Consider the following 23,877-nt stretch of genomic DNA (forward strand, 5'->3'; position numbering starts at 1 on the left):
TGTCTCTAAAAATAATCGGACTAAACTATGCCAGATAACCGTGCAATATCGAATGAATTTATTGATTCTAATGCCAGAATTTATCTTATTTGACAGCAAATCTGTGAACCTTATCGCTAAACTGTATCCTTTAAATTGTTTCTGGTAGAATCACCGCCCGTGTGATGGTAGCGATGACTCACCTATCTTGAAGATTAGAAAAAAGTCGCTTAATCACGAATGAAATAACGGTCTATTTGAAATGAATAATGTATACAACCAGTAATGTGTGTACCTGTAATTAACCAAGTTTGGAATTAACAATGCCTGAGAACAAAGCCATGTCTGAAAACAGCCAAAAAAAGGTCATTGTCGGAATGTCCGGCGGTGTAGACTCTTCTGTTTCCGCTTATCTTCTGCAACAACAAGGCTACCAAGTCGAAGGACTGTTTATGAAGAACTGGGAAGAAGATGATGATGAAGAGTATTGCACCGCAGCAGAAGACCTCGCCGATGCACAAGCGGTGTGCGATAAACTCGGTATCTATCTTCATACAATTAATTTTGCAGCAGAATATTGGGATAATGTGTTCGAATATTTTTTAGCAGAATACAAAGCAGGCAGAACACCCAACCCAGATATTCTTTGTAATAAAGAAATCAAGTTTAAAGCATTTTTAGAATTTGCCGACGAGGTTTTAGAAGCAGATTATATTGCAATGGGGCACTATGTACGACGTACGTTCCCAGAACAGTCAACCAATGCGCAAGACCAAACAAAAAAACCACAAATGCTACGTGGTATCGATAATAATAAAGATCAGAGTTATTTTTTATACACTCTGAGCCATGAGCAGATTAGTCGAAGTCTATTTCCAGTCGGCGAGCTGGAAAAACCAGAAGTAAGACGCATTGCAGAACAGCAAGGTTTGGTTACTGCGGAGAAAAAAGATTCTACTGGCATATGTTTTATTGGTGAACGAAAGTTCACTGAATTTTTAGGTCGATACCTACCCGCTCAACCAGGAAAAATAGAAACGCCTGAAGGCAAAGAAATTGGTGAGCACCAAGGGTTAATGTATCATACTCTCGGTCAGCGTAAAGGATTACACATCGGTGGACAAAAAGGCGGTGGTGGTAATGAAGACCCATGGTATGTTGCAGACAAAGATTTAAAACGCAATGTATTAATTGCCGTTCAGGGCTCGGATCATCCTCTATTAAAGTCAAATGGCTTAATTGCATCTCAACTTCATTGGGTTGACCGAGAAGTAATAACAGAGCCAATGAATTGCACCGTAAAAACTCGTTATCGTCAAAAAGATATTCCGTGTACAATAACGCCCATTGACCACGATAATATCAAAGTGATATTCGATGATCCTCAGGTTGCGGTCACCCCTGGTCAATCGGCTGTGTTTTATAAAGATGATATCTGCCTAGGTGGCGGTATTATTGAACAACGTATTTAACAAAAACAGATTTAAATAGGAGCTTTAAGTGGCAAATACACTCTATGATCGTACCATTGCTTTTGCAGGCATCTGCCAAGCTGTAGCACTTGTTCAACAAGTAGCAAAAGATGGTTATTGCGACTCTGATGCCTTTAAAGCTTCTATAAAAGCCATAATTAACACTTCTCCCGCTAATACATTAGATGTTTTTGGCCACGAGTCTGATCTCAAAATTGGCCTCGAATGCATGATTAAAGGCATTGATAGTACGCCAATGGGAAGTGAGGTGACTCGCTACATTATTAGTTTGATGGCGCTAGAGCGCAAATTAAATCAAAAAAGTGACGCGATGAGCCAGTTAGGTGAAAGATTACAGATGATCGAGCGTCAAGCCAATCACTATGATCTTTTTGATGAGCAAATGATCAGCAACATAGCCAGTATCTATCTCGAAGTAATAAGCCCAATAGGCCCTCGAATTCAAGTTACGGGTACGCCATCTGTATTGCAACAAACCAGTAATCAACACAAAGTCCGTGCGCTGCTACTATCCGGAATACGTAGTACTGTCCTTTGGAGACAGGTTGGAGGAAAGCGACGTCACATGGTATTTGGTCGTAAAAAAATGGTCGAACAAGCACAAATTCTATTGGCAAGGTTATAAAATCGATAATCACAATACCAAAACCATATGCAGTAACCCTTTAATACAGTATTAGTTTTACCAGACAATATTAGTTTTGACACAAAATATTAGTTTAAACCCGTCAATATTAATTTGAACACACAATAAAAGTTAGCCATTAACCCCACTATATTCAGGAGAATCACCATGGAACTGTCAGCATTGACTGCTGTTTCACCCGTAGATGGACGATACGGAAGTAAAACGATTGCGTTACGCAGTATCTTCAGCGAATACGGTCTACTAAAGTATAGAACCATCGTTGAAATCCGTTGGTTACAGAAGCTTTCAGCGACACAAGCTATTGTTGAAGTGCCTGCTTTTAGTGATCAAGCAAATGCATTTCTTGATCAGGTAGCAGAGAATTTCAATGAAGCAGATGCTCAACGAATCAAAGACATTGAAAGCACCACTAACCATGATGTTAAAGCTGTTGAATATTTTCTAAAAGAAAAAGTGGCCGAAGTTCCTGAACTGCATGCTGTAAATGAATTTATTCATTTTGCTTGTACTTCAGAAGATATTAATAACACCTCGCACGCATTGATGTTAAAAGAAGCGCGTGAAACGATAATTTTGCCTGAAATTGGTCGCATTATTGACGCAATTAAAGCGCTAGCAGTAGAGTATCGTGACATCCCGTTATTATCGCGTACTCACGGTCAACCGGCTTCTCCATCTACGTTGGGTAAAGAAATGGCCAACGTAGCTTATCGTATGGAACGCCAATATAAGCAAATTGAAAACGTTGAGATACTAGCAAAAATCAATGGTGCAGTAGGAAACTACAACGCCCATCTTTCCGCTTATCCTGATGTAGATTGGCATGAATTCAGCGAAACGTTTGTTACTCAATCTCTAGGAGTTACATGGAATCCATACACTACTCAAATAGAACCTCACGACTATATTGCCGAATTATTTGATGCCATCGCTCGTTTCAACACCATACTTATCGATTTTGATCGCGATATATGGGGATATATTGCTTTAGGTCACTTTAAACAAAAAACCATTGCTGGTGAGATTGGCTCATCAACCATGCCACATAAAGTAAACCCTATCGACTTCGAAAATTCAGAAGGTAACTTAGGTTTAGCTAATGCTGTATTTACCCATTTAGCGCAAAAATTGCCTATCTCACGTTGGCAGCGTGATTTAACCGATTCTACTGTGCTAAGAAACCTTGGTGTGGGTTGTGGCTATGCAATTATTGCCTATACTTCAACCTTAAAAGGGATTAGCAAGCTAGAAGTAAATCGCGAAGCACTGCTTGCTGAACTTGATAAAAACTGGGAAGTTTTAGCTGAACCGATTCAAACAGTAATGCGTCGATATGCCATCGAAAAACCGTATGAAAAACTGAAAGAATTAACACGAGGTAAACGTGTTGATGGTGACGCAATGCGTGCATTTATTGATGGACTTGACTTACCTGAAGAAGAAAAAGTTCGCCTGAAGAAAATGACACCAGCGAACTATATTGGCCAAGCTATCGAGCTAACTGATAAGCTTTAATCTACAAACTCTAATCGATAAGTTCTACTCTAATCGGTTAACTAAGTGGTTAGTACTAAAAAAGGTTGCTCATTATGAGCAACCTTTTTGTTTAATAGATCTCAGACTTAAACCTTAAATTGACTCACCAAGGTTTGTTGCTCGGCAGCTAGCCCAGCAATTTGGATTCCTACCGATTCAGATGCTTCGGCAAGAGCTAAGATTTGACTACTCAACTCTCGGATATTCGACACATTGTGATTGACCTCACCAGAAACAATCTGCTGCTCTTTCGCTGCTCGTGCAATCTGATTGTTCATGTCATTAATTTCAGAAATTGCCTCAAATATAGTACAAAGTTGCTCTGCGGCACTATTCACTTCAGACGATGTATGGCAGGCGAGTTCATTACCTTCCTGAATAGCAGACACTACATCATGTGTACCCGTTTGCACTTTATCAATCACTAACTTGATCTCAGCCACCGAGGAATACGTTCTGCTGGCTAGATTACGAACTTCGTCTGCTACCACCGCAAAGCCTCTCCCCTGCTCGCCAGCTCTGGCGGCTTCTATCGCGGCATTAAGCGCTAGGAGGTTAGTCTGTTCAGAAATGGCTTCAATGACCCCTAAAATGTCGGTGATACTGGCATTGTTTTCAGCTAGTTCCTCCACTACAGGAACCGCTAACTGCATTCTATTTACTAGTTTGGCCATTTCATCAGAAGACCGTTGTATCACTTGTTGACCTGATGTAGCGGCTAGACTAGCTTTAGTCGCTGCGTCTACAGCCACTTCAGCATTTTGGAACACTTGTTCACCGGTCAAGGTTAGTTCTTCTGATGCTGTCGCAACTAAATCGACTTCTTTAAATAATGAACCGCTGCTTTGACGGGTATCGGATACAGAAACTTGAGCGTCTTTGGCCGTACTAGCCACTTGTTCACTCGTTGCAACAACCTGAGAAATGGTGCTCTGAAGTTTAGTCAAAAAAGAATTAAAACCCTGTGCGAGCTGACCTATTTCATCTCCATTTTTCACTTCAATGCGTTGAGTTAGATCGCCTTCTCCAGACGCTATATCATTCAACCTATCAACCATTTGTTTAATTGGTGTAACTAATGCCTTTGAACTTGCCGCAATAATTGCTAGACCGATAACAACAAACAAGAAACCAACAATCATCTCGGACTGCACGCTTTTATCCATGCGTTCAACAATGGCTTTATCTAAAAGATTGGCGTCTTCCAACACACTTTGTGCTGGAATTTCTATCAACACACCCCAATTCTGATTTGCCACTTTAACTGGAGCAAAAACAATAAGCCAATTACCATCACTACTCCAAATCGTTTGAGCGGCTCCCGAACGCAAAAATTGATCTAATTGATCGGCTGCCAAACTCTCTACGGCTGCTACTTCACCTATGCTTTTTGAAGCTTCGTCACTCGCTACTAGCATCCCATTTTCACTTACAATAGAGACATGACCTTTACCCGAGAATAATTTAGCATCAGTTTGAATTGCAATATCTTGAAGATTAGCCAAATTAAGCTCTAAGCCTAAAACGCCAACCACCTCATCATCTCTGATTAATGGATAAGCTATCGATGAAGTAAAAATAGTGTTGCCTAGATGGTCTATCATCACCGGTGATGATAGACACGTTTGTCTACTGGTTAGCGGACAAACGAATTTTTGTATATTGTTGGCATCAGATAGAGTGGTTTCTGAAAGCACACTTGACACAGCAGCGTCATTTGAGCCGGACTGGTGCCATTGTGTAGCGAAACGTCCCACTTCATTAGAGCCAACATATTCAGCACCGTGATAATTGCTATCTTCACCATCAAGTGCATCTTTTTCAAATACTAAATAAGCGCTTTCTATGCTAGCAAAGCTTTCTACTGATTGGCGTAACATATCTTGCAGTGATGTACGTAAATCCTCACTAGCCGTAAAATTGTCTTCCGCATTTTGCTGCAAAAATACAGACATTTTGCCTAGCATTTCGGCCCGATGTAATGCCTCTTGCAGATAATTAATCGCTTCGGTTGCATTTTGTTCTGACTGAGCTTGGAGTAATTGTTCTGATTTGGATATAACCGATTCGTTGCTAAATAATTTAATCGTTTTTTGATTTTCCAAACCACTATAAATAGAGAAACCGATAAGAGAAATGGAAGTAACAATCAGACATAGCCCTGATAATAGGGAAATCTTCCATTGAACAGACATTGACCGCATGACAAAACCCTTTAATTATTCTAAATTTACTATTCTGTTTACTATTTTAACTTTATCGGCATTTTGAAGAATAAGTTTACCTTTAAATTAACTTATTTTGTCGTTTACCTTATTCCTCTAGGCTAAATTGAGCCACAACTCTCGCTTAAAAATGCTAATATCTTTAACGTAAAAATCCCATGAACAAAAAGTACCGTAAACAAAAATCAGCACTCATCTTACGAATGATCGTTCAACCTCATTCGGTTTGCTAAAAATAATGAAACCAGCAAAATAGATTCAGAAGGATAACATAACAACATGAAAGTAATTAGTTTTAATATCAATGGATTACGAGCACGACTTCATCAGCTGCAAGCTATTATTGATAAGCATCAACCGGATGTTATTGGCCTACAGGAAATAAAGGTTCATAACGATGCTTTCCCTATAGAAGCCGTTGAAGCAATGGGCTACAAAGTTTACTTTCATGGTCAAAAAGCCCATTACGGTGTTGCGATGATGTGTAAACAAGAACCGATATCCGTACAGTATGGTTTTCCTAGCGATAATGAAGACCATCAAAAACGTATGATTATGGCAACATTTTCCGACGAAAATGGCGAAAAAACCACCGTTTTAAATGGCTACTTCCCGCAAGGTGATAATGTAGAACATGAAACTAAATATCAGTATAAACGTCAGTTTTATAAGGATTTAATGGGCTACCTTAATCAATACCATACTAACGAAGATAATATTATAGTAATGGGCGACATAAATATTAGCCCAATCGATTTAGACATTGGTATTGGTGAAGTAAACCGCAAACGTTGGTTAAAAACGGGTAAATGTTCATTCCAACCAGAAGAACGCGAATGGCTAACTACCTTATTGGACTGGGGCTTTGAAGATACCTTTAGGAATCTTCATCCCGACGTGGATAACCTATTCTCTTGGTTTGATTATCGTTCGCGTGGCTTTGATGACAATCGCGGCCTACGAATTGACGTGGTACTCGCCACTGCAAAATTAGCAGAAAGATGCATCGAATCAGGTATCGACTATGAGTTACGCGGCATTGAAAAACCATCTGATCACGCTCCTATTTGGTCGACATTCGAATAATCGTTAATCTCTGATCAAAACCTATAAAAAAGCCCTAACAGTTTCATTCGTTAGGGCTTTTTTGGTTAAGATGATGAGCCAAATTGATTAGATAAAAACCTCAGCTTAGCGGTCTCATATAAGCCAAATATTTTTTCTCTGCTTTTTTGAACATCCAAAGAATACAAAACGTCACACACATATAGAATAATCCTGCGGTGAGAAAAGACTCAAAAGGCGCGTAATAACGCGAATTCACCAAGCGAGCAGCACCTGTCAAATCAAGGATAGTAACAATCCCCGCCACCGCAGAGCCATGTAGCATAAATATCGCTTCATTACTGTAAGCAGGCAACGAACGACGTAAAGCACTAGGTAAAACAATACGTTTGTAAGTTTTCCATGTACTCATACCGTAAGCTTTTGCTGCTTCCACTTCGCCTTTTGGCAGCCCATTGATCGATCCGCGTATTATTTCAGAACTATAAGCAGAAGTATTTAATACAAAAGAAACCAAAGCACAGAACCAAGCGTTTTCCCATAAGGTATCTTTGACAGCCATAAACTGATCCATACCATAATAAATTAGGTATAACTGCACCAACAACGGGGTACCTCGGAAGAAATAAATATAAGCCCAAGCAGGAAAGCGCAATAAAGGATTATGGCTGTTCCTGCAAATAGCTAAAGGAATTGCAATACATAACCCCAAAATCAAAGAGATAGAAACCAACCAAACGGTTGTCCATAATCCTTCAAAATATATCGGTAAACTTTCAATAATTAATGAAAAATCCATGACTACCTCGTATGTATGCTGAACTTACGTTCCGCTAGTTTAAGTAATCCAGTGGAAATACTAGTGAAAATCAAGAAAATGATGGCAATCGTCATATAAAACGTAAATGGCATCTTAGTTGAACCCGCAGCAAGCGAACCAACTCTAACCATATCTTCTAAACCAATAATTGAAACCAATGCTGTTGTTTTTAATAACACTAACCAATTGTTACCAAAACCGGGTAAAGCATGACGAATCATTTGCGGTAATAAAATTCGCTTAAAAGCCATTGGACCGCTCATACCGTACGCCTTAGCCGCCTCTAATTCTCCTTTATCAACGGCCATCATTGCACCGCGGAATGTTTCCGCCATATAAGCACCAAAAATAAAGCCTATCGTTAATACACCAGCTACAAAAGGGCTTACATCAATGTAATCCGGTAGGTATGCTGTCCATTCATGGCTAGGATCGGATGAAGTCATCCACTCATTTAACCATTCATTGACCGCATATAAACTATTATTAAGTAAAATTTGGCCACCGAAAAAAATCAACATCATTAAAACGAGATCGGGAATGCCGCGAATAACGGTGGTATATAAGGTGGCAATAGAACGAGCAAAGCGATAAGGTGCCATTTTAGCCAATGCACCCGCCATTCCGAGAATCATAGCTAATACTAACGATAAAACTGCCACTTCAATGGTGAGCAGTGCACCACTTAATATAGAAGCTTCGTACCCTTGTAAGTCGAACATGGTAAGTAGTCCATTACTCAGTAATATGATTGACTGAATTTATAACTATTCAACATGGGACTCCATGCAAACTTAAACATCCAAAACGACATAAGTTTAAGCGATGAAATTATCTGTTGAATAGCCACATTCAAGAAAAGCAAGGTGGCATTTCTGCCACCTCTCTAGACTAATTAACTACGGCAGCTAATTAGTCACACTCGCGTATTAGTCACCGTAAACATCGTAGTTAAAGTATTTAGCTTGAATTTCTTGATAAATACCTTTTTCACGCAATGCAATAATTGCTGCATCTAGCTTAGCGGTTAAATCTTTATTTTGCTTACGTACCGCTATACCCATTCCATCACCAAACCATTTAGGGTCAGTAAGTGAAGGACCAACAAATTCGTATCCCTCACCACCTTTCTGGTTAAGCACACCTTCTTCAAGCGCTGATGCATCACCTAATACAGCTGCAATACGGCCATTGTTTAGGTCAAGATAAGCTTCATCGAAAGAACCATAACGAACGATCTCTACGTCTTTGTAGTTATCCGTTATATATTTGTCATGAGTCGTTGCACGTTGCACACCAATCTTCACACCGTCAAGGTTAGAAAAATCAAGTCCTGCGCCTTTTTTAGCAATAAATTTATTTGGAATAACTGCATATTTACCAGTAAAATCAACTTTCTGCTTACGCTCTTCCGTAATAGACATAGCCGCGATTATTGCGTCGTATTTACGTGCAAGCAAAGAAGGAATAATACCATCCCAATCCTGTGGTACAATTTTACATTCTACCGCCATTTCAGTACAAAGTGCATTGGCCATATCCACATCAAAACCGCTTAGTGAACCATCCGCTTCTGTTTTACTAAAAGGAGGATAAGCACCCTCAATACCAAAACGTACAACTTTCCAATCCTTTGCTTGAGCTGTACCGGTTAACGCTGTAGCTGCTAATGTTGCCGCTAATAACCACTTTTTCATTTCCATACTCCTGTGTATTTGCGTGTCGGTTTCGTTTTTGAGTTATTGTTTAATGTAATAACCGATTTAGAAAACCTTTTTATATTTACAAAATATTATTTATTTTTCAAAGCGATGCCGTACCTGATCTATGTCCAACAACGCATCTAAAAAGTGTATCGATAGATGATCGTTTTAGTAGATTGAAGATATAAACTGTTTAAGCCTGGCAGAACTTGGATTAGTAAACAGATCCTCAGGATTACCTTCCTCTTCAACTACTCCTTGATGGAGAAACATCACATGATTTGAGACATCACGTGCAAAAGCCATTTCGTGGGTAACCACCAACATAGTCCGTCCTTCGTCAGCAAGATCACGCATAACACCTAAAACCTCTCCAACCAATTCTGGATCGAGCGCAGATGTAGGTTCATCAAACAGCATAACTTCAGGATCAACCGCTAGCGCTCTGGCAATTGCCGCACGTTGTTGTTGACCACCAGAAAGATGGCCAGGGTAATAATCCTTTCTTTCCAATAGGCCGACTTTATCTAACAAGGCTCTGCCTTTTTCTATCGCTTCTGCTCGAGGAACGCCTAGCACATGAATAGGGGCTTCTATTACATTTTCTAGAACCGTTAGGTGGGACCACAAATTAAAACCTTGGAAAACCATGGCCAAACGTGAACGAATACGTTGTACTTGTTTCTCACTTACAGGAACAGACTCACCTTGACGATTATTTTTCATTTCAATAAGTTCGCCATTAACCCAAATTTGGCCTGCGGTAGGTGTTTCCAATAAGTTGATGCAACGGAGGAAGGTACTTTTGCCAGAACCAGATGAGCCAATAATCGAAATTACGTCACCTTTATGAGCTTCAAGTGAAATGCCTTTGAGCACTTCATTCTGACCAAATGTTTTGTGTACATCTTTTATGTTCAGCGCTGGAACATCATGCATGCGCCACTACTCCCTGTGCAAAATATTGAGGTTATCCGACCTCTTTAATCGATACAAATTAGCATTCATAAAGACAACATGCAACAAATTATTAACTGATAAGAAAGCCATACACAAGCAATAGTGCTGAATTTTTATTCATTCACAGGCTATAAAACCAATTGAATGCGCATAAAACAGCAATATCAACCTAGACAAAACACTAATAGCATGTAAAGGTAAAGTTAATTTAAGCTGTATAACCCAATATAAATAACTTTTAGTATCATAAAAATAACGATATCTAGAAGTTAGCATTGATAAATGAATATAAAACAGAATAATAAAAAATTCACGACTGCCGAATAATCACGATTTTTAATTTTTGTAAATCTGGCTTGTGTTAATTTTATTCATTTAAATACCTTAAAACCTCCATCGTTCTATTTTTGACACCATAAAAATAAACTCTCGATCAGATCACCTCAATGCCATATTTCTCTAGGCCATACTTTTCATTACTATGATTGTAAATTCCGGCCCGCTTACTGCAATCGTCATTGATACTTTTAAAAGTAATATTAATTGCCAACTACAGGCTAAGTTTCACGATATAACGTAGCCACAGCTGAATAAAATTTACTAATTATGTAGTTTTTTTTCACTAATTTTCAATAAATGATCGAGATCAACCACCCCAAATAGGTAGCTTGCTACACTCAGCACTCAAATAGTGAGGTAAATTTACCCCTTATCTCTATTTTTTGACATATTCTTTAAGCACACTAACTTTGTGTTACATGAAATAAACAATAGGTACAGCAAAAGCATAATTGCTGACAAGCTAATTAATAACTTAAACAATTAACTAAAATATATGAGGAATCTATGTCAGACGTAGTTAATAAAGACCACTCAGAAAAAGAAGGGCAGAGTTATTCAGAACTTCACCGCCCTGCTTCTGAGTTCTCTAGTCGCTCTGAATACCTAGATCACGAACTTCAGATTATGAATCCACGTCGCTACGGGTTGAACTTACCCGGTCGTGACTTTCGCTTCGAACTTGAAGATCTTGTACCTGCGCTTGCCGGCACTATTGGTATTATCGCCATGTACTCCGCTGTAATGATGTCTTGGGCAGATGGTTTAACTCAAGCATGGGACCATATCTCTTTAGGAAAAGAATTCGCTATCGAGGTTGCTCGAGTTGAAATGCTTATTCCTGCTTTACTTTTTTGTGTCCTTGCTTCTGGTTTCATTAATCCACGCGCCAACCTCGCGGGTAATCATGGTCCAATGATTCCACTTATAGGGACTATTGCTTTAGCCGGTGCTCATCCATTGGCACTTGCTATTTTACTAGGTGTCTTTGGCTTACTATTGAGCTACTTCAAAGGCGGTTCCAAATTAGTCAATTTAACCAGTGAAGGGGTTGCTGGTGGTTTGCTCGTTTACCTTGGCTTTACCGGAACTATGAGCCAAATAGCACAAATTCAATCTTGGGCTGTGGGCCTTGAGTCTGCCGACATTGCTAAAGGAAGTATGGGATACATAGGGTTAATTGTTTTGGCGGTCAATGTAGTCCTTTATGCTTTTCTGGCGAAAATTAATAAACGCTGGTTAGCTATCCCTGCTTGCGCGGTCACAGGCTTACTTATTGCTCTAATTTTTGGTGCTGGGTTCGACCTTACTTTTGAAACTCAAACTGGTCTTCCGAACCTCAATCCAGTTTATTGGTGGGGCAATACGCAAGAAGGATGGATGTTAGGTTTACCAAACCTGCAACACTTTATTGCTTCTTTACCGTTTGCCATTCTAGCCGTTGCGATGTGGTCACCAGACTTCTTAGGACACCGTATTTTCCAAGAACTCAACTATCCTAGACGAACTCAACGTGTATTAATGGATGTAGATGACACCATGACTATGTGTTCTATTCGTCAAATGGTAGGTACAGCCGTTGGTGGCGGAAACATTACCTCTTCTTGGGGGACTTACATGATCCCAGCCGCTATAGCAAAACGCCCTATTCCTGGTGGTGCCATTTTACTCGGATTGTTAGTGATGATTATTGCAATCTTAGGTTTCCCAATGGATGTTGCAGTATGGCCACCAGTTATGCGTGTTGCTCTGTTAGTTGGTGTATTTTTACCACTTTTAGAAGCAGGTATGCAGATGGTTAAAGATACTAAAGACTCTCATTCTGCTGGTATTTGTATCTTTGCGTCTGCAGTGGTAAACCCAGTATTGGCGTGGGCTCTGACCATGTTACTTGATAATAATGGTTTAATTGGCAATAAAGAACGTGCTCAAAAATTATCCATAATCGATAAACTAGTCATTCCGGCAGGGGTACTTGTTATCTGTCTCATCGCGATGCTTGCTGTTGGTATGTTTGAGGGCAAATATGGCATTCCTGGCTTCTTATAAGTGAGAAAAAATGGGTAGCAATCATGTTGCCCATTTTTTATTGTATATTTTTTTGAAATTTTACAATATAATTTGAAAGGTAAATTAAATTGGCAATTTTGGTGACAATATCTATGGTTTAATGAGAAATCATTGAGCATACATATTTTTATTAATTAAAGAGTGTACTGTGTGCTTCGGCACTAGCTGAACAAAGTGAAAACAGTACGTAATTTTTCTACGAAAAAGGTAGGTATATCATGGCAGAGCAATTTGCTAAAGCTTGGGAAGGTTTTACTGACGGAGATTGGAATAACGAAGTTAACGTTCGTGATTTCATACAAAAAAACTATACACCTTATGAAGGTGACGAATCTTTCCTAGTTTCTGAAGGTACTGAAGCAACGAATACGCTTTGGGATAAAGTAATGGAAGGCATCAAACAGGAAAATAGCACTCACGCACCTGTTGATTTCGATACTTCGGTTATTTCTACCATCACTGCACACGATGCTGGTTATATCAATAAAGATTTAGAAACCATCGTTGGTCTACAAACTGATGCTCCATTAAAACGCGCTATCATTCCTAATGGTGGTATCCGCATGGTTGAAGGTTCAGCTAAAGCATACGATCGCGAACTTGATCCTATGGTTAGCAAAATCTATAAAGAGTATCGTAAAACTCACAATGCTGGTGTTTTCGATATCTATACTCCTGATATCCTAGCATGTCGTAAATCAGGCGTTTTAACTGGTCTTCCAGATGCCTATGGCCGTGGCCGTATCATCGGTGATTATCGTCGTATTGCGCTGTACGGTATCGATTTCTTGATGAAAGACAAACTGGCTCAATTCACCTCTCTACAAGAAAAATTTGAGAACGGTGAAGATCTTACTGCGACTATGCAACTTCGTGAAGAAATTGCAGAACAACATCGCGCTCTGGGTCAAATCAAACAAATGGCAGCCAAATATGGCTGTGATATTTCAGGCCCAGCAACAACGGCTCAAGAAGCTGTACAGTGGACTTACTTCGGCTACCTAGCTGCAGTTAAATCTCAAAATGGTGCCGCAATGTCTCTTGGTCGTACATCGACTTTCCTAGATATTTTCATCGAGCGCGATATCGCAGCTGGCAAAATCACTGAAGCTCAAGCTCAAGAAATGATTGACCATTTTGTAATGAAGCTACGTATGGTTCGTTTCCTACGTACGCCTGAATATGATGAATTATTCTCTGGTGACCCAATCTGGGCAACAGAATCAATGGGTGGTATGGGTCTTGACGGACGTACACTAGTTTCACGTACTAACTTCCGTTTCCTAAATAGCTTGTACACCATGGGTCCAAGCCCTGAGCCAAACATTACGGTACTTTGGTCTGAGCAACTACCTGACGGATTTAAACGTTTCTGTGCGAAAGTGTCTATTGATACGTCTTCTATTCAATACGAAAACGATGATTTAATGCGCCCAGATATGGAATCTGACGATTACGCTATCGCTTGCTGTGTATCACCAATGGTTGTTGGTAAGCAAATGCAGTTCTTCGGCGCTCGTGCTAACCTTGCTAAAACAATGCTTTATACTATCAACGGCGGTGTTGATGAAAAATCTAAAGCTCAAGTTGGCCCAACAATGGAAAAAATCACTTCTGAAGTTCTTTCTTATGATGAACTTTGGGACAAGATGGACCATTTCATGGACTGGCTTGCTAAACAATACGTGACAGCTCTAAACAGCATTCATTACATGCATGACAAATACAGCTACGAAGCGTCACTAATGGCTCTACATGATCGTGATGTATACCGTACTATGGCTTGTGGTATTGCTGGTCTATCCGTTGCTGCTGATTCATTGTCTGCAATCAAATACGCAACTGTTAAACCTGTTCGTGACGAAGACGGCATTGCTGTCGACTTTGAAATCGAAGGTGACTATCCTAAATTCGGTAACAACGATCCTCGTGTAGATGATATCGCTTGTGAACTTGTGTCAGTATTTATGGGTAAAATCCGTAAACTGAAAACTTACCGTGATGCTGTTCCAACGCAATCTATCCTTACGATCACTTCAAACGTCGTATATGGTAAGAAAACAGGTAATACTCCAGACGGTCGCCGTGCTGGTGCTCCATTTGCTCCAGGTGCTAACCCAATGCACGGACGTGATGAAAAAGGGGCGGTAGCTTCTTTAACATCAGTAGGTAAACTACCGTTTGCTGACGCAAAAGATGGTATTTCTTACACGTTCTCTATCGTACCTAATGCATTAGGTAAAGATGATAGCGCTCAGAAAGCAAACCTTGCCGGCCTTATGGATGGTTACTTCCACCATGAAACAGGTATTGAAGGTGGTCAGCACCTTAACGTTAACGTTCTTAACCGCGAAACACTTCAAGACGCAGTTAAACACCCTGAGAAATATCCTCAGTTAACGATTCGTGTATCTGGTTATGCGGTACGCTTTAACTCTCTTACTGCAGAGCAACAAGCTGACGTAATCGCACGTACTTTCACTGAATCTCTATAATTCAGTAGCACGTACAGTATAGGCCATAGTATAAAGCGGCCTATATAGCTAAAAGCCTCACTATTATGTGAGGCTTTTTTGTTGCTTATGTGACCGATTAACTTTTCGCTTGTTTAACTGATTGCCTTGGCTAACTAATTACCTTGGCTGACTGATTGGCTTGGCTCGCTGACTGATTCTTTGACTAATTTATTAACTGGTCCACAACCAATCCTAGTACGTTGCAGTTTGGATAAAACAGCTTGCAGGCTTTAATATCAATCGACAATATCAAAGGGCATACTGTCTTTTGATATTGTCTTTAAGTTTAGTTTCATCTATATCAAAATCTTAAATAGCTCAGTGATTATAAAGTAAACTTCTGACATTCTTGGTTAAGAGTCGTCGACCTTTGATCGACCAGTTGACTTGTTTGTTTGAGTTCAATATTACTTTGAGCGATAGACGCCATTGAGCTCGAAATGTGTGACATGCCATCTGCCATCGATTGGCTCGTAGTGGCAACGTCACGAATTGATGCGAAAATTAAGTCAGTTTGATTACTGGCTTCTTCCGCTTTGGCAGTTATATCAAGTAAGGCTTCAACCGCCTCATTGCTTCGTTCACGTCCAATATCCATAGATTGTTCAGATTTAGCAATGTACTGAATCACTTCTGAACTTTCTGTCTTGAGTGTATCAATAGTAGTAGAAATTTCTGCAACCGCTTGAACCGTTCTCACCGCCAAGCTTCTTACTTCATCTGCAACAACTGCAAAACCTCGCCCTTGTTCACCAGCACGTGCAGCTTCAATTGCTGCGTTTAACGCCAATAAATTAGTTTGTTCAGCAATACTATTAATGATGTCCATCACCGAGTCAATTTTATTTGATGCTTCTTCAAGTTGCTGAATATGTGACGCTGCATGAGTTAATACTGTGCCAATTTCTTCTATAGATTCAATAGCAGATGTGATTACTTTCCCTCCATCCTCTGCTGATTGAACAGATGATTTACTCACTTCAGACACTCGCTCTAAACTATTAGATACTTGTAGGGTAGTAACACTCACCTCTTCCGTGGCAGACGCTAATATCTGTGTCTGCTCCATCGCTTCCTCTTGGCTCAAAACCACCTTATCAATGCCTTGATTGAGTTTTTCCGCATGACTTGAAAGTCCTTCGCTACTGCTCTGCACTTCTTTTACTAATTCAGCCAAGTTTTCGCATGTTTGGTTGATAGCATGCGCCAACTGATTAAATTCATCTTTGCTATTGGATGTTTCATTCATCCTAATCGCCAAATTACCTTTAGACATCGAATTTAACGCCTCGTTAGTCGCCGTTAACGAACGTGTGATTGAAAGAATCAAAGTAACAAAAATGGCTATAGTGATGATAATCAAAGCTAGAAAAGCGCTTAATATTGCCCATAACGAAGAGTCGGCTTTTTCCACCGCGGTTTGCTGATAACGATCACTAATGGAGCTCAGCTCTTTCGTGATCTGTTCCACTGTAGAAAGGACCGCTTGCTGATTCGAATATAAATTATTTTCTAGAGAGGTCAATTGACCCGATAACAATGAGATGCGTTCGAAAATAGCTGTGAATTGTTGCAACTCACTCTCGTATAATTCCAACATTGCATACGTATTAGAAACATTGACAAAACCAGCCTTAGCTCGATTAAATAATTTCAGATTTTGTTCATTAGGGCTAAGAAGATAATTTTGTTGGGCTTTGATCATAACTTGAAAATCAGAGGTCAACGTAACCATGCCAGTTTCTGCTATTTTACTTTCAATTATGTTGGCTAATTCTTTTATTTTTAATAACTTACCATCATCAGCATTAAATCCAAGTTCACTCCTTAACTCCATCCATGGTTGCATGGCTTGTTTATATCGCTCGATCAAAGCCAAAAAGTTATCAGCTTGAACGCCTAGACCAACACTATCAAGATACCTTTTATTGTCCGCACCTTCTCGCTCTATATCTAATAACGCACGTTTTACATCGTCGACCTTATCCGAACTCATGGAAGATAAACCGTTGACCAGTTTCAGTAAATTGATTTCCGTCTGTTCAATGGCAGCGGAACCTTTGGTCACTTCATTACTTAATTGATATTGGGTTTCCATGTCCTTTAAATTGAACATGGTAAAACCAGCAACAGAAATGAAACCAGTAACCAGAACTCCCAAAACTAACCAAATTTTGGCTTTTTGTGATAACAAAAAAACATCCATATATTTTATTTCTCCCTAGCAGTGACGATTTTATAGTAGCTGAGATTTGGATCACAAATCCAGCAGTAGATGCAATTATTTGAAACCAGCAGCCAGCACTGAGCAGTAATGAAAATCAATCGTATTTTCGTAGAAAATTTTAACCGTTAATGTTGGCAGTGATGGTAACTTAGACTAGGTTATAAGGCATAAGTGTAATAAAATAACAGGTATAGAAACTCGTCGAGAAGAACTTATGTCAACAACAGGTCGTATCCACTCTTTCGAATCATGCGGTACCGTAGATGGTCCCGGCATCCGGTTTATTGTATTCCTACAAGGTTGTTTAATGCGCTGTATGTATTGTCACAACCGTGATACATGGGATACACATGGCGGGAAAGAAGTATCAGTTGAAGAAATAATGAATGAAGCAAAATCTTATCGTCATTTTATGAAAGCGTCCGGTGGAGGAATAACTTGTTCTGGCGGCGAAGCAATGCTGCAACCCGAGTTTGTGCGTGATTTTTTCCGTGCAGCGCAAGCGGAAGGTATGCATACCTGCTTAGATACCAATGGCTACATTCGTAAGCATACCGACGTTATTGATGAAGTATTAGCGGCATCTGATTTGGTAATGTTAGACATCAAACATATGAAAGATGAAATCCATCATGATTTTATCGGCGTATCCAATAAACGGACCTTAGATTTCGCTCGCTATCTACAAAAAATAGGACAAAAAACATGGATCCGTTACGTCATCGTTCCAGGTTACACAGATGATGATGAGTCCGCTCATATGTTAGGCGAATTTATTAAAGATATGGACAATATCGAAAAAGTTGAATTATTACCGTATCACAAATTAGGCGCGCACAAATGGGAAGCGTTGGGTTATGACTACCCATTGGAAGGTGTTAATCCACCAAGTAGAGAAACCATGGACAAAATGGTCTCTATACTTGAGCAGTATGTAGATAACGTAAAGTACTAATAAATAATACCGACTTTCGTCGGTATTTTCTTCTTTAAGAGACAGCAAAATTTACAGCAATAACATCGATAAGTTGTTGCCGATCAGCCAAATACTGGTAATCTTAATACAATAATAGTTTTCAATTTAGCCCAGAGGTTTTTACAATGGAAATGACCAACGCTCAACGTCTAATTCTTTCAAATCAATATTACCTTATGTCAAAACTTAGACCGGAAAATGAAGCAAAATATAACCGATTACAAACAATTGTAGAAAGAGGTTATGGGTTACAAATGCGTGAACTCGATAAACATTTCGGTAAAATTACCGAAGAAGAGTGCCGAGAAGTTATTAATATCATGGAGATGTATCACGCAATGCAAGAGTCCAGCAAAATGCTGAGCGAAACGGATAGAAGTAATGTTGACCAGCGTCGATTACAATTCTTAGGTTTTGACATTGCAAGTGAACATCAACTCGTCAATTATGTCCGATTCTTAGTCGACTCAGAAGGACTTTATCCGCAATTTGAAAAGAGCGAACATCATTTTAATGCTCAAATGCCTATGCTGGATAAGTATCGCCGAATGTTAACAACTTGGCGCAATTGTCCTCGTCAGTATCACCTGTCAGCCACAGAATTCACTCAAATATTCAATGCTTAAATTCCGCTTTAAGCTACGCTAAATACCATTTATTTGGCAACAAGACAGGCAATAAAAAAGGAGACGTAAAGTCTCCTTTTTTATTGGTAGCAAGGTGTAACTAAAAGCGATAAGCGATACCAATATTCGCACTGGTTGAAACGGTAGAATCTAATAGAGGACTTTCTTCGATATCGTCTTCTAAGTTGGTGTATCTTATACCACCTCGCACAAACAAATTTCGAGTTAATGAAACATAACCAGAAAGCCCAACAAAAAATTGCCCACTACCATTAATATCAAACTCGCTGATATTATTACTAGTTCTATCTGATTCCGACTGGGAAACACCATACAAGTGCTGATTAAGTTTATTATCGTTGTATGAATAACCAATAGCAGGCGTGATTCCACCAAGTTTAAACCTAATCGGCAGTTTCCAACTCAGTTCGCCATAAAAACCATTATGAACCCCTAAAATATCAACCCCGCCTCCTGCTTCGATCACACCAACTGGAGTAGTATACTGATAACTTGCCCCTGCCAATACGGTATCGCGGCGTTCGTCCAACAACTTCATATTAGCGTCATTAGAATCGTTCGGTATAAATGTCCTAGGGTCATAAATCGCTCGAATGGTAAAATTATGAACAGAACTCCTTGGCTTAAAGCGATAACCAGTACTGAACCCTCGAAAGAAAAAGTGCTCACCTTCATATCCTATAATAGGAATAACGGTTCGATTACTCGATGTACTTTTATACACTTTTGGCGAATAGGCGGCACCAACGCCAACAGACCAAGGTGAGGGAGCAGATAGCGCATTCAGACTAATAAAAACAGGCGCACTACACAGACTCACAACAGCGCATCGCCGAATTATTTTGTGGATATCATTCACAGTACACCTACTTAATTTTTGTTAGAACATTATTGTTTTTATCAACATAATATTGTATTTACCCACACAATATTATGTTCAACATTGGTGCCACAACCGATATTAACACCAAAATACGCAGTTAAAATTTAGCCACAATAGCTCTAACCTGTTCTAAATCCTCTGGTGTATCAACACCAGCAACCGGAGTCTCTTTTGCTACGGCCACATGAATTTTTTCGCCATACCAAAGAACACGGAGTTGCTCTAAGCATTCAATTTTTTCTAATGCACTCGGTTGCCAATTAATGTAAGTGTCGATAAAACCAGCTCGATAAGCGTAAATACCGACATGTCTTAATAATGGTTGAAGGATGCATTTGTTCTCTGCGGCAAAATTATCTCTGTCCCAAGGGATCGAAGCACGACTAAAATACAGAGCAAAACCATTAGCATCTATCACAACCTTAACAGCATTAGGATTAAACACTTCCGCTTCATGTTCTATTTCTACCGCCAACGTGGCCATTGGAGCAGCAACATTACTGGCTAAATTGTCCGCGACTTGCTTAATAATAGCCGGCGGAATAAGTGGTTCATCACCTTGAACATTAACGATAATATGGTCTTTATCAATATTCATTTTCTCAATGACTTCGGCCAAACGCTCTGTGCCAGACTCGTGGCTAGGGGACGTCATACATACCTGAGCACCAAATTCTCGAGCCTTAGTTTCAACACGTTCATCATCTGTTGCAATAATAACTCGCTCGGCACCAGACTTTAAAGCTTGCTCATAAACCCATTGAATCATTGGTTTTCCGCCTATATCAGCCAGTGGTTTACCAGGTAAACGACTAGATTGATAGCGAGCAGGAATGATAACAGTAAATGACATTATCTCGCCTCTTCCACTTCCATGATACGAGCCTCAGATTCCAATAAAACAGGTATCCCCTCTTTAATTGGATAGGCTAAGCGATCAAATTTGCAAATTAATTCTTGTTTTTCAGCATCAAATATAAGCTTACCTTTACAAATCGGACAAGCAACAATCTCAAGCAGACGGTGATCCATACTCTTCCCTAACTTTTAATATTTTATCAATTATATTCTTTTCTTCGTGATGGCTAAAGCTAGCAGTAACTGGAAGGTACCACCAATTATTTTTTGCATACGAAGAACATTTTACCGCATCTTTTTCCGTCATAATTAAATGACTTCCTAAATGTTCCAATTGATCCAACTCCGATTGTTTAAAATCTTGATGATCAATAAAACCTTGTTGTTTTATTACTTGCGCTCCCAATGACTCGAGCGTTCTGAAAAAACGACTTGGATTGCCGATAGCAGCAATGGCAACAAGCTTCTCCAACGAGCTAACTGAGCATTGCTCTCCCGTAACCAAGTTTATGGCTAAACCGGGCGATAAGGCCATAGATAATTCGTCTTTTTGAGCTAACCCACCGTTATTAATAATGAAATCGACATTTTTAAGTCTATCTAGACCTTCTCTTAAAGGGCCAAGTGGTATATAGCATTGATTGCCAAAACGGCGGAAACCGTCCACAACCACTATTTCAATATCTCTATCCAATGCGTAATGCTGTAAGCCATCATCCGTAATAATAAGGTCGATATTGTAATTGAGTGCTTCTTTTACCGCATTAGCACGGCTAGGGTCTACCACAACTGGTACACCGGTTCTTTGATAAATCAAATTAGCTTCGTCACCGCTTTGTTTAGTCGACACTTTTTCATTCACGAGTAATGGATATTGCTGCGCCTTGCCACCATATCCTCTTGATACAACAGCTGGTCGTAAACCTGCTTGCAATAACGTCTCGACTAACCATATAACAACAGGTGTTTTACCGTTACCACCTGCGGTGATGTTACCAACAACAACAACAGGAACTGGTGCGCGATAGCTGTTGGTTCGCTTTTGAAGATAATTATTACGTCTAGTATTGGCGACCCATCTAAATAAACAACTTAGAGGCCACAAAATTGGCCATAAGAGCACACCTAAAAAATGATTTTCAAACCAAATTTTTTCTACCATCCTCAACCACCAAACTGGATACGGTGCAATTGCGCGTACGCCCCATCATTTTCAATGAGTTCCGCGTGTGAACCTCGTTCAATTATTCTACCTTCATCGACCACCAGTATTTGATCGGCTTGTTCTATTGTCGATAAACGGTGGGCAATAACCAATACTGTTTTATCTTTCTGTAATTCTTCGAGCGCGGCTTGAATCGCTTTTTCTGACTCCGTATCTAACGCAGACGTCGCTTCATCTAAAATCAAGATAGGTGCATCGCGCAATAGAGCGCGTGCAATAGCGATACGTTGTCGTTGTCCACCGGATAAACTCGCACCGTTTTCACCAATAACCGTATCTAAACCATCCGGCATTCTATTAATAAATTCCATCGCATGTGCCAACTCCGCAGCCTTTTCTATTTGCTCTCGGCTGTAATCACTCTCGGCTGCATAAGCGATATTGTTGGCAATCGTATCATTGAATAGATGCACATTTTGCGATACGAGGGCAAATTGAGAGCGTAAATTACCAAGTGTATACTCTTGAATATTATGGTCATCGAGTAATATTACGCCGTCATCTACATCATAAAAACGAGTAAACAAATTAGCGATTGTACTTTTTCCCGAACCGGAGCGCCCAACAAGAGCAATCGTTTTTCCTTTCGGCATATCAAAGGTTACGTCATCTAATGCCGGCTTTTCTTTGCCTTGGTAAGTAAATGTCACATTTTTGATTGAAACATTACCTTCTGCACGTGTGATTTCACGAGTTCCTACATTCACTTCTGGCTCTAGGTCCATAAGAGCAAACAAAGTTTGACTCGCCGCCATACCGCGTTGAAATTGAGAGGTAACATTAGTTAAAGCTTTAAGTGGTCTCATCATGCCAAACATTGCTGAAAACACCACACCAAAAGTGCCTGGAGTGAGTTCGCTTCGAATGGAATCGATACTAGCAAGATAAAGCACAACAACAATCGCTATCGAAGCAATAAGCTGAATAATCGGATTCGCCATCGCCTGTGCTGCTACTAGCTTCATACTCTGTTGACGCATAGAATTACTGACTTTATCAAAGCGATTTTTTTCGATCTCTTGTCCACCATAACTTAATACTACTTTATGACCTTTAAGCATCTGTTCAGAGGAAGTAGAAACTACCCCCATCGCTGACTGCATGTTTTTTGATATTTTACGAAAACGCTTAGAGACGATACCAATAGCGAAAGCAACCAACGGTGCAACTGCTAACAATACGATGGACAATTGCCAACTGTTCCAAAACATCAAAAACAGCAACCCAATAATGCTTACGCCTTCTCGAACAATACTCACCAACGCTTTACTGGTTGCAGCAGAAACTTGTTCCGAGTCGTAGGTAATACGTGACAGCAAAGCGCCTGTCGATTCACGATCAAAAAAGGCGACTGGCATGTGCATAAAGTGATTAAACAATTTACGACGAATTGTCATAACAACGTTGCCAGACACCCAACTTAAGCAATAATCAGAAACAAAACCACTTAACCCTCTGATCACCATGGTGCCCAGAATTATTAAAGGCAGTATTTTAAGAAAATCAGACTCTGCCTTACCAAACCCTTCATCCAATAGTGGTTTTAGTAACGAGATCATATAAGTATCAGCTATCGCGTTTATAGCTAATGCAAAAATAGCAACGATAAGACCAGCTTTATAGTTTCGAATATACACCCACAAACGCTTAAATGTTTGTAAGGTTGTCTCATCATGATTTTCAGACATAGGAACACATTATTTTAT

19 protein-coding genes are annotated in these 23,877 nt (G+C 39.7%); 8 read left to right on the forward strand and 11 right to left on the reverse strand.

Going from position 1 to position 23,877, the window contains the following annotated elements:
- Window positions 1-320: 320 nt before the first annotated feature.
- The 3 genes from mnmA (at window position 321) to purB (ending at window position 3,636) form a co-directional block, all read left to right on the forward strand.
- Window positions 321-1,451: a tRNA 2-thiouridine(34) synthase MnmA gene (gene mnmA, locus ACLKML_RS19920; RefSeq protein ID WP_413285940.1), complete on the forward strand. Its 1,131-nt coding sequence runs from the start codon at window positions 321-323 to the stop codon at window positions 1,449-1,451.
- Between the two features lie 28 nt (window positions 1,452-1,479).
- Entirely contained in the window at window positions 1,480-2,097 is a 618-nt protein-coding gene (gene hflD, locus ACLKML_RS19925; RefSeq protein WP_413284696.1) for a high frequency lysogenization protein HflD, read from the forward strand.
- Between the two features lie 168 nt (window positions 2,098-2,265).
- On the forward strand, window positions 2,266-3,636 hold the full coding sequence (gene purB, locus ACLKML_RS19930; RefSeq protein WP_413284697.1) for an adenylosuccinate lyase: 1,371 nt from the start codon (window positions 2,266-2,268) through the stop codon (window positions 3,634-3,636).
- Between the two features lie 107 nt (window positions 3,637-3,743).
- On the opposite strand, the gene ACLKML_RS19935 is transcribed toward purB, so the two are convergent.
- On the reverse strand, window positions 3,744-5,861 hold the full coding sequence (locus ACLKML_RS19935; RefSeq protein WP_413284698.1) for a methyl-accepting chemotaxis protein: 2,118 nt from the start codon (window positions 5,859-5,861) through the stop codon (window positions 3,744-3,746).
- Between the two features lie 300 nt (window positions 5,862-6,161).
- Between ACLKML_RS19935 and xthA the strand changes: the two genes are divergently transcribed.
- A complete protein-coding gene (xthA, locus tag ACLKML_RS19940; protein ID WP_413284699.1) occupies window positions 6,162-6,968 on the forward strand; it encodes an exodeoxyribonuclease III in 807 nt (268 codons plus the stop codon).
- A 100-nt stretch (window positions 6,969-7,068) separates the two neighbouring features.
- On the opposite strand, the gene ACLKML_RS19945 is transcribed toward xthA, so the two are convergent.
- The 4 genes from ACLKML_RS19945 to ACLKML_RS19960 all read right to left on the reverse strand — a co-directional run bounded on the left by ACLKML_RS19945 (window position 7,069) and on the right by ACLKML_RS19960 (window position 10,409).
- Window positions 7,069-7,746 carry an ABC transporter permease gene (locus ACLKML_RS19945; protein ID WP_317715286.1) on the reverse strand — a complete coding sequence of 226 codons (678 nt, stop codon included), beginning with the start codon at window positions 7,744-7,746 and terminating at the stop codon, window positions 7,069-7,071.
- Between the two features lie 2 nt (window positions 7,747-7,748).
- Window positions 7,749-8,489: an ABC transporter permease gene (locus tag ACLKML_RS19950; protein ID WP_317715287.1), complete on the reverse strand. Its 741-nt coding sequence runs from the start codon at window positions 8,487-8,489 to the stop codon at window positions 7,749-7,751.
- Window positions 8,490-8,696: 207 nt separating this feature from the next.
- Window positions 8,697-9,464: an ABC transporter substrate-binding protein gene (locus tag ACLKML_RS19955; RefSeq protein WP_413284700.1), complete on the reverse strand. Its 768-nt coding sequence runs from the start codon at window positions 9,462-9,464 to the stop codon at window positions 8,697-8,699.
- 174 nt (window positions 9,465-9,638) lie between these two features.
- Complete coding sequence (locus tag ACLKML_RS19960) at window positions 9,639-10,409, reverse strand: ABC transporter ATP-binding protein (RefSeq protein WP_413284701.1); 771 nt, start codon at window positions 10,407-10,409, stop codon at window positions 9,639-9,641.
- A gap of 867 nt (window positions 10,410-11,276) precedes the next feature.
- On the opposite strand from ACLKML_RS19960, the gene ACLKML_RS19965 reads away from it, so the two are divergent.
- A complete protein-coding gene (locus ACLKML_RS19965; protein WP_413284702.1) occupies window positions 11,277-12,818 on the forward strand; it encodes a DUF3360 family protein in 1,542 nt (513 codons plus the stop codon).
- A gap of 239 nt (window positions 12,819-13,057) precedes the next feature.
- Window positions 13,058-15,334 (forward strand): formate C-acetyltransferase, encoded by a 2,277-nt coding sequence (gene pflB / locus ACLKML_RS19970; RefSeq protein ID WP_413284703.1) that lies wholly within the window; start codon window positions 13,058-13,060, stop codon window positions 15,332-15,334.
- Window positions 15,335-15,680: 346 nt separating this feature from the next.
- On the opposite strand, the gene ACLKML_RS19975 is transcribed toward pflB, so the two are convergent.
- Window positions 15,681-17,561, reverse strand: coding sequence for a methyl-accepting chemotaxis protein (locus ACLKML_RS19975; protein ID WP_413284704.1), 1,881 nt, complete (start codon window positions 17,559-17,561; stop codon window positions 15,681-15,683).
- Between the two features lie 235 nt (window positions 17,562-17,796).
- On the opposite strand from ACLKML_RS19975, the gene pflA reads away from it, so the two are divergent.
- Window positions 17,797-18,537, forward strand: a complete 741-nt coding sequence (gene pflA, locus ACLKML_RS19980; protein WP_413284705.1) for a pyruvate formate lyase 1-activating protein — start codon at window positions 17,797-17,799, stop codon at window positions 18,535-18,537.
- A gap of 146 nt (window positions 18,538-18,683) precedes the next feature.
- Window positions 18,684-19,184 carry a YfbU family protein gene (locus tag ACLKML_RS19985; protein WP_413284706.1) on the forward strand — a complete coding sequence of 167 codons (501 nt, stop codon included), beginning with the start codon at window positions 18,684-18,686 and terminating at the stop codon, window positions 19,182-19,184.
- 100 nt (window positions 19,185-19,284) lie between these two features.
- On the opposite strand, the gene ACLKML_RS19990 is transcribed toward ACLKML_RS19985, so the two are convergent.
- The 5 genes from ACLKML_RS19990 to msbA all read right to left on the reverse strand — a co-directional run bounded on the left by ACLKML_RS19990 (window position 19,285) and on the right by msbA (window position 23,859).
- On the reverse strand, window positions 19,285-20,064 hold the full coding sequence (locus ACLKML_RS19990) for a MipA/OmpV family protein (protein WP_413284707.1): 780 nt from the start codon (window positions 20,062-20,064) through the stop codon (window positions 19,285-19,287).
- Window positions 20,065-20,185: 121 nt separating this feature from the next.
- On the reverse strand, window positions 20,186-20,941 hold the full coding sequence (gene kdsB / locus ACLKML_RS19995; RefSeq protein WP_413284708.1) for a 3-deoxy-manno-octulosonate cytidylyltransferase: 756 nt from the start codon (window positions 20,939-20,941) through the stop codon (window positions 20,186-20,188).
- Window positions 20,941-21,120 (reverse strand): Trm112 family protein, encoded by a 180-nt coding sequence (locus tag ACLKML_RS20000; protein ID WP_317715298.1) that lies wholly within the window; start codon window positions 21,118-21,120, stop codon window positions 20,941-20,943. The genes kdsB and ACLKML_RS20000 overlap by 1 nt, the downstream gene beginning before the upstream one ends.
- Window positions 21,101-22,108: a tetraacyldisaccharide 4'-kinase gene (gene lpxK / locus ACLKML_RS20005; protein ID WP_413284709.1), complete on the reverse strand. Its 1,008-nt coding sequence runs from the start codon at window positions 22,106-22,108 to the stop codon at window positions 21,101-21,103. The genes ACLKML_RS20000 and lpxK overlap by 20 nt, the downstream gene beginning before the upstream one ends.
- A 2-nt stretch (window positions 22,109-22,110) precedes the next feature.
- Window positions 22,111-23,859 (reverse strand): lipid A ABC transporter ATP-binding protein/permease MsbA, encoded by a 1,749-nt coding sequence (gene msbA, locus ACLKML_RS20010; protein WP_413284710.1) that lies wholly within the window; start codon window positions 23,857-23,859, stop codon window positions 22,111-22,113.
- Window positions 23,860-23,877 lie beyond the last annotated feature (18 nt).

The sequence above is a fragment of the Vibrio sp. MA40-2 genome, assembly GCF_047302445.1.
Taxonomy (GTDB): Bacteria; Pseudomonadota; Gammaproteobacteria; order Enterobacterales; family Vibrionaceae; genus Vibrio.

Bases quoted from the DNA above. Each gene is read 5' to 3' on its own strand.
- xthA (WP_413284699.1), top strand. From the start codon at position 6,162: ATGAAAGTAATTAGTTTTAATATCAATGGATTACGAGCACGACTTCAT.
- ACLKML_RS20000 (WP_317715298.1), bottom strand. From the start codon at position 21,120: ATGGATCACCGTCTGCTTGAGATTGTTGCTTGTCCGATTTGTAAAGGT.
- pflA (WP_413284705.1), top strand. From the start codon at position 17,797: ATGTCAACAACAGGTCGTATCCACTCTTTCGAATCATGCGGTACCGTA.
- ACLKML_RS19975 (WP_413284704.1), bottom strand. From the start codon at position 17,561: ATGGATGTTTTTTTGTTATCACAAAAAGCCAAAATTTGGTTAGTTTTG.
- ACLKML_RS19985 (WP_413284706.1), top strand. From the start codon at position 18,684: ATGGAAATGACCAACGCTCAACGTCTAATTCTTTCAAATCAATATTAC.
- ACLKML_RS19935 (WP_413284698.1), bottom strand. From the start codon at position 5,861: ATGCGGTCAATGTCTGTTCAATGGAAGATTTCCCTATTATCAGGGCTA.
- msbA (WP_413284710.1), bottom strand. From the start codon at position 23,859: ATGTCTGAAAATCATGATGAGACAACCTTACAAACATTTAAGCGTTTG.
- mnmA (WP_413285940.1), top strand. From the start codon at position 321: ATGTCTGAAAACAGCCAAAAAAAGGTCATTGTCGGAATGTCCGGCGGT.
- ACLKML_RS19955 (WP_413284700.1), bottom strand. From the start codon at position 9,464: ATGAAAAAGTGGTTATTAGCGGCAACATTAGCAGCTACAGCGTTAACC.
- ACLKML_RS19960 (WP_413284701.1), bottom strand. From the start codon at position 10,409: ATGCATGATGTTCCAGCGCTGAACATAAAAGATGTACACAAAACATTT.
- ACLKML_RS19945 (WP_317715286.1), bottom strand. From the start codon at position 7,746: ATGGATTTTTCATTAATTATTGAAAGTTTACCGATATATTTTGAAGGA.
- purB (WP_413284697.1), top strand. From the start codon at position 2,266: ATGGAACTGTCAGCATTGACTGCTGTTTCACCCGTAGATGGACGATAC.
- kdsB (WP_413284708.1), bottom strand. From the start codon at position 20,941: ATGTCATTTACTGTTATCATTCCTGCTCGCTATCAATCTAGTCGTTTA.
- pflB (WP_413284703.1), top strand. From the start codon at position 13,058: ATGGCAGAGCAATTTGCTAAAGCTTGGGAAGGTTTTACTGACGGAGAT.
- ACLKML_RS19965 (WP_413284702.1), top strand. From the start codon at position 11,277: ATGTCAGACGTAGTTAATAAAGACCACTCAGAAAAAGAAGGGCAGAGT.
- lpxK (WP_413284709.1), bottom strand. From the start codon at position 22,108: ATGGTAGAAAAAATTTGGTTTGAAAATCATTTTTTAGGTGTGCTCTTA.
- ACLKML_RS19950 (WP_317715287.1), bottom strand. From the start codon at position 8,489: ATGTTCGACTTACAAGGGTACGAAGCTTCTATATTAAGTGGTGCACTG.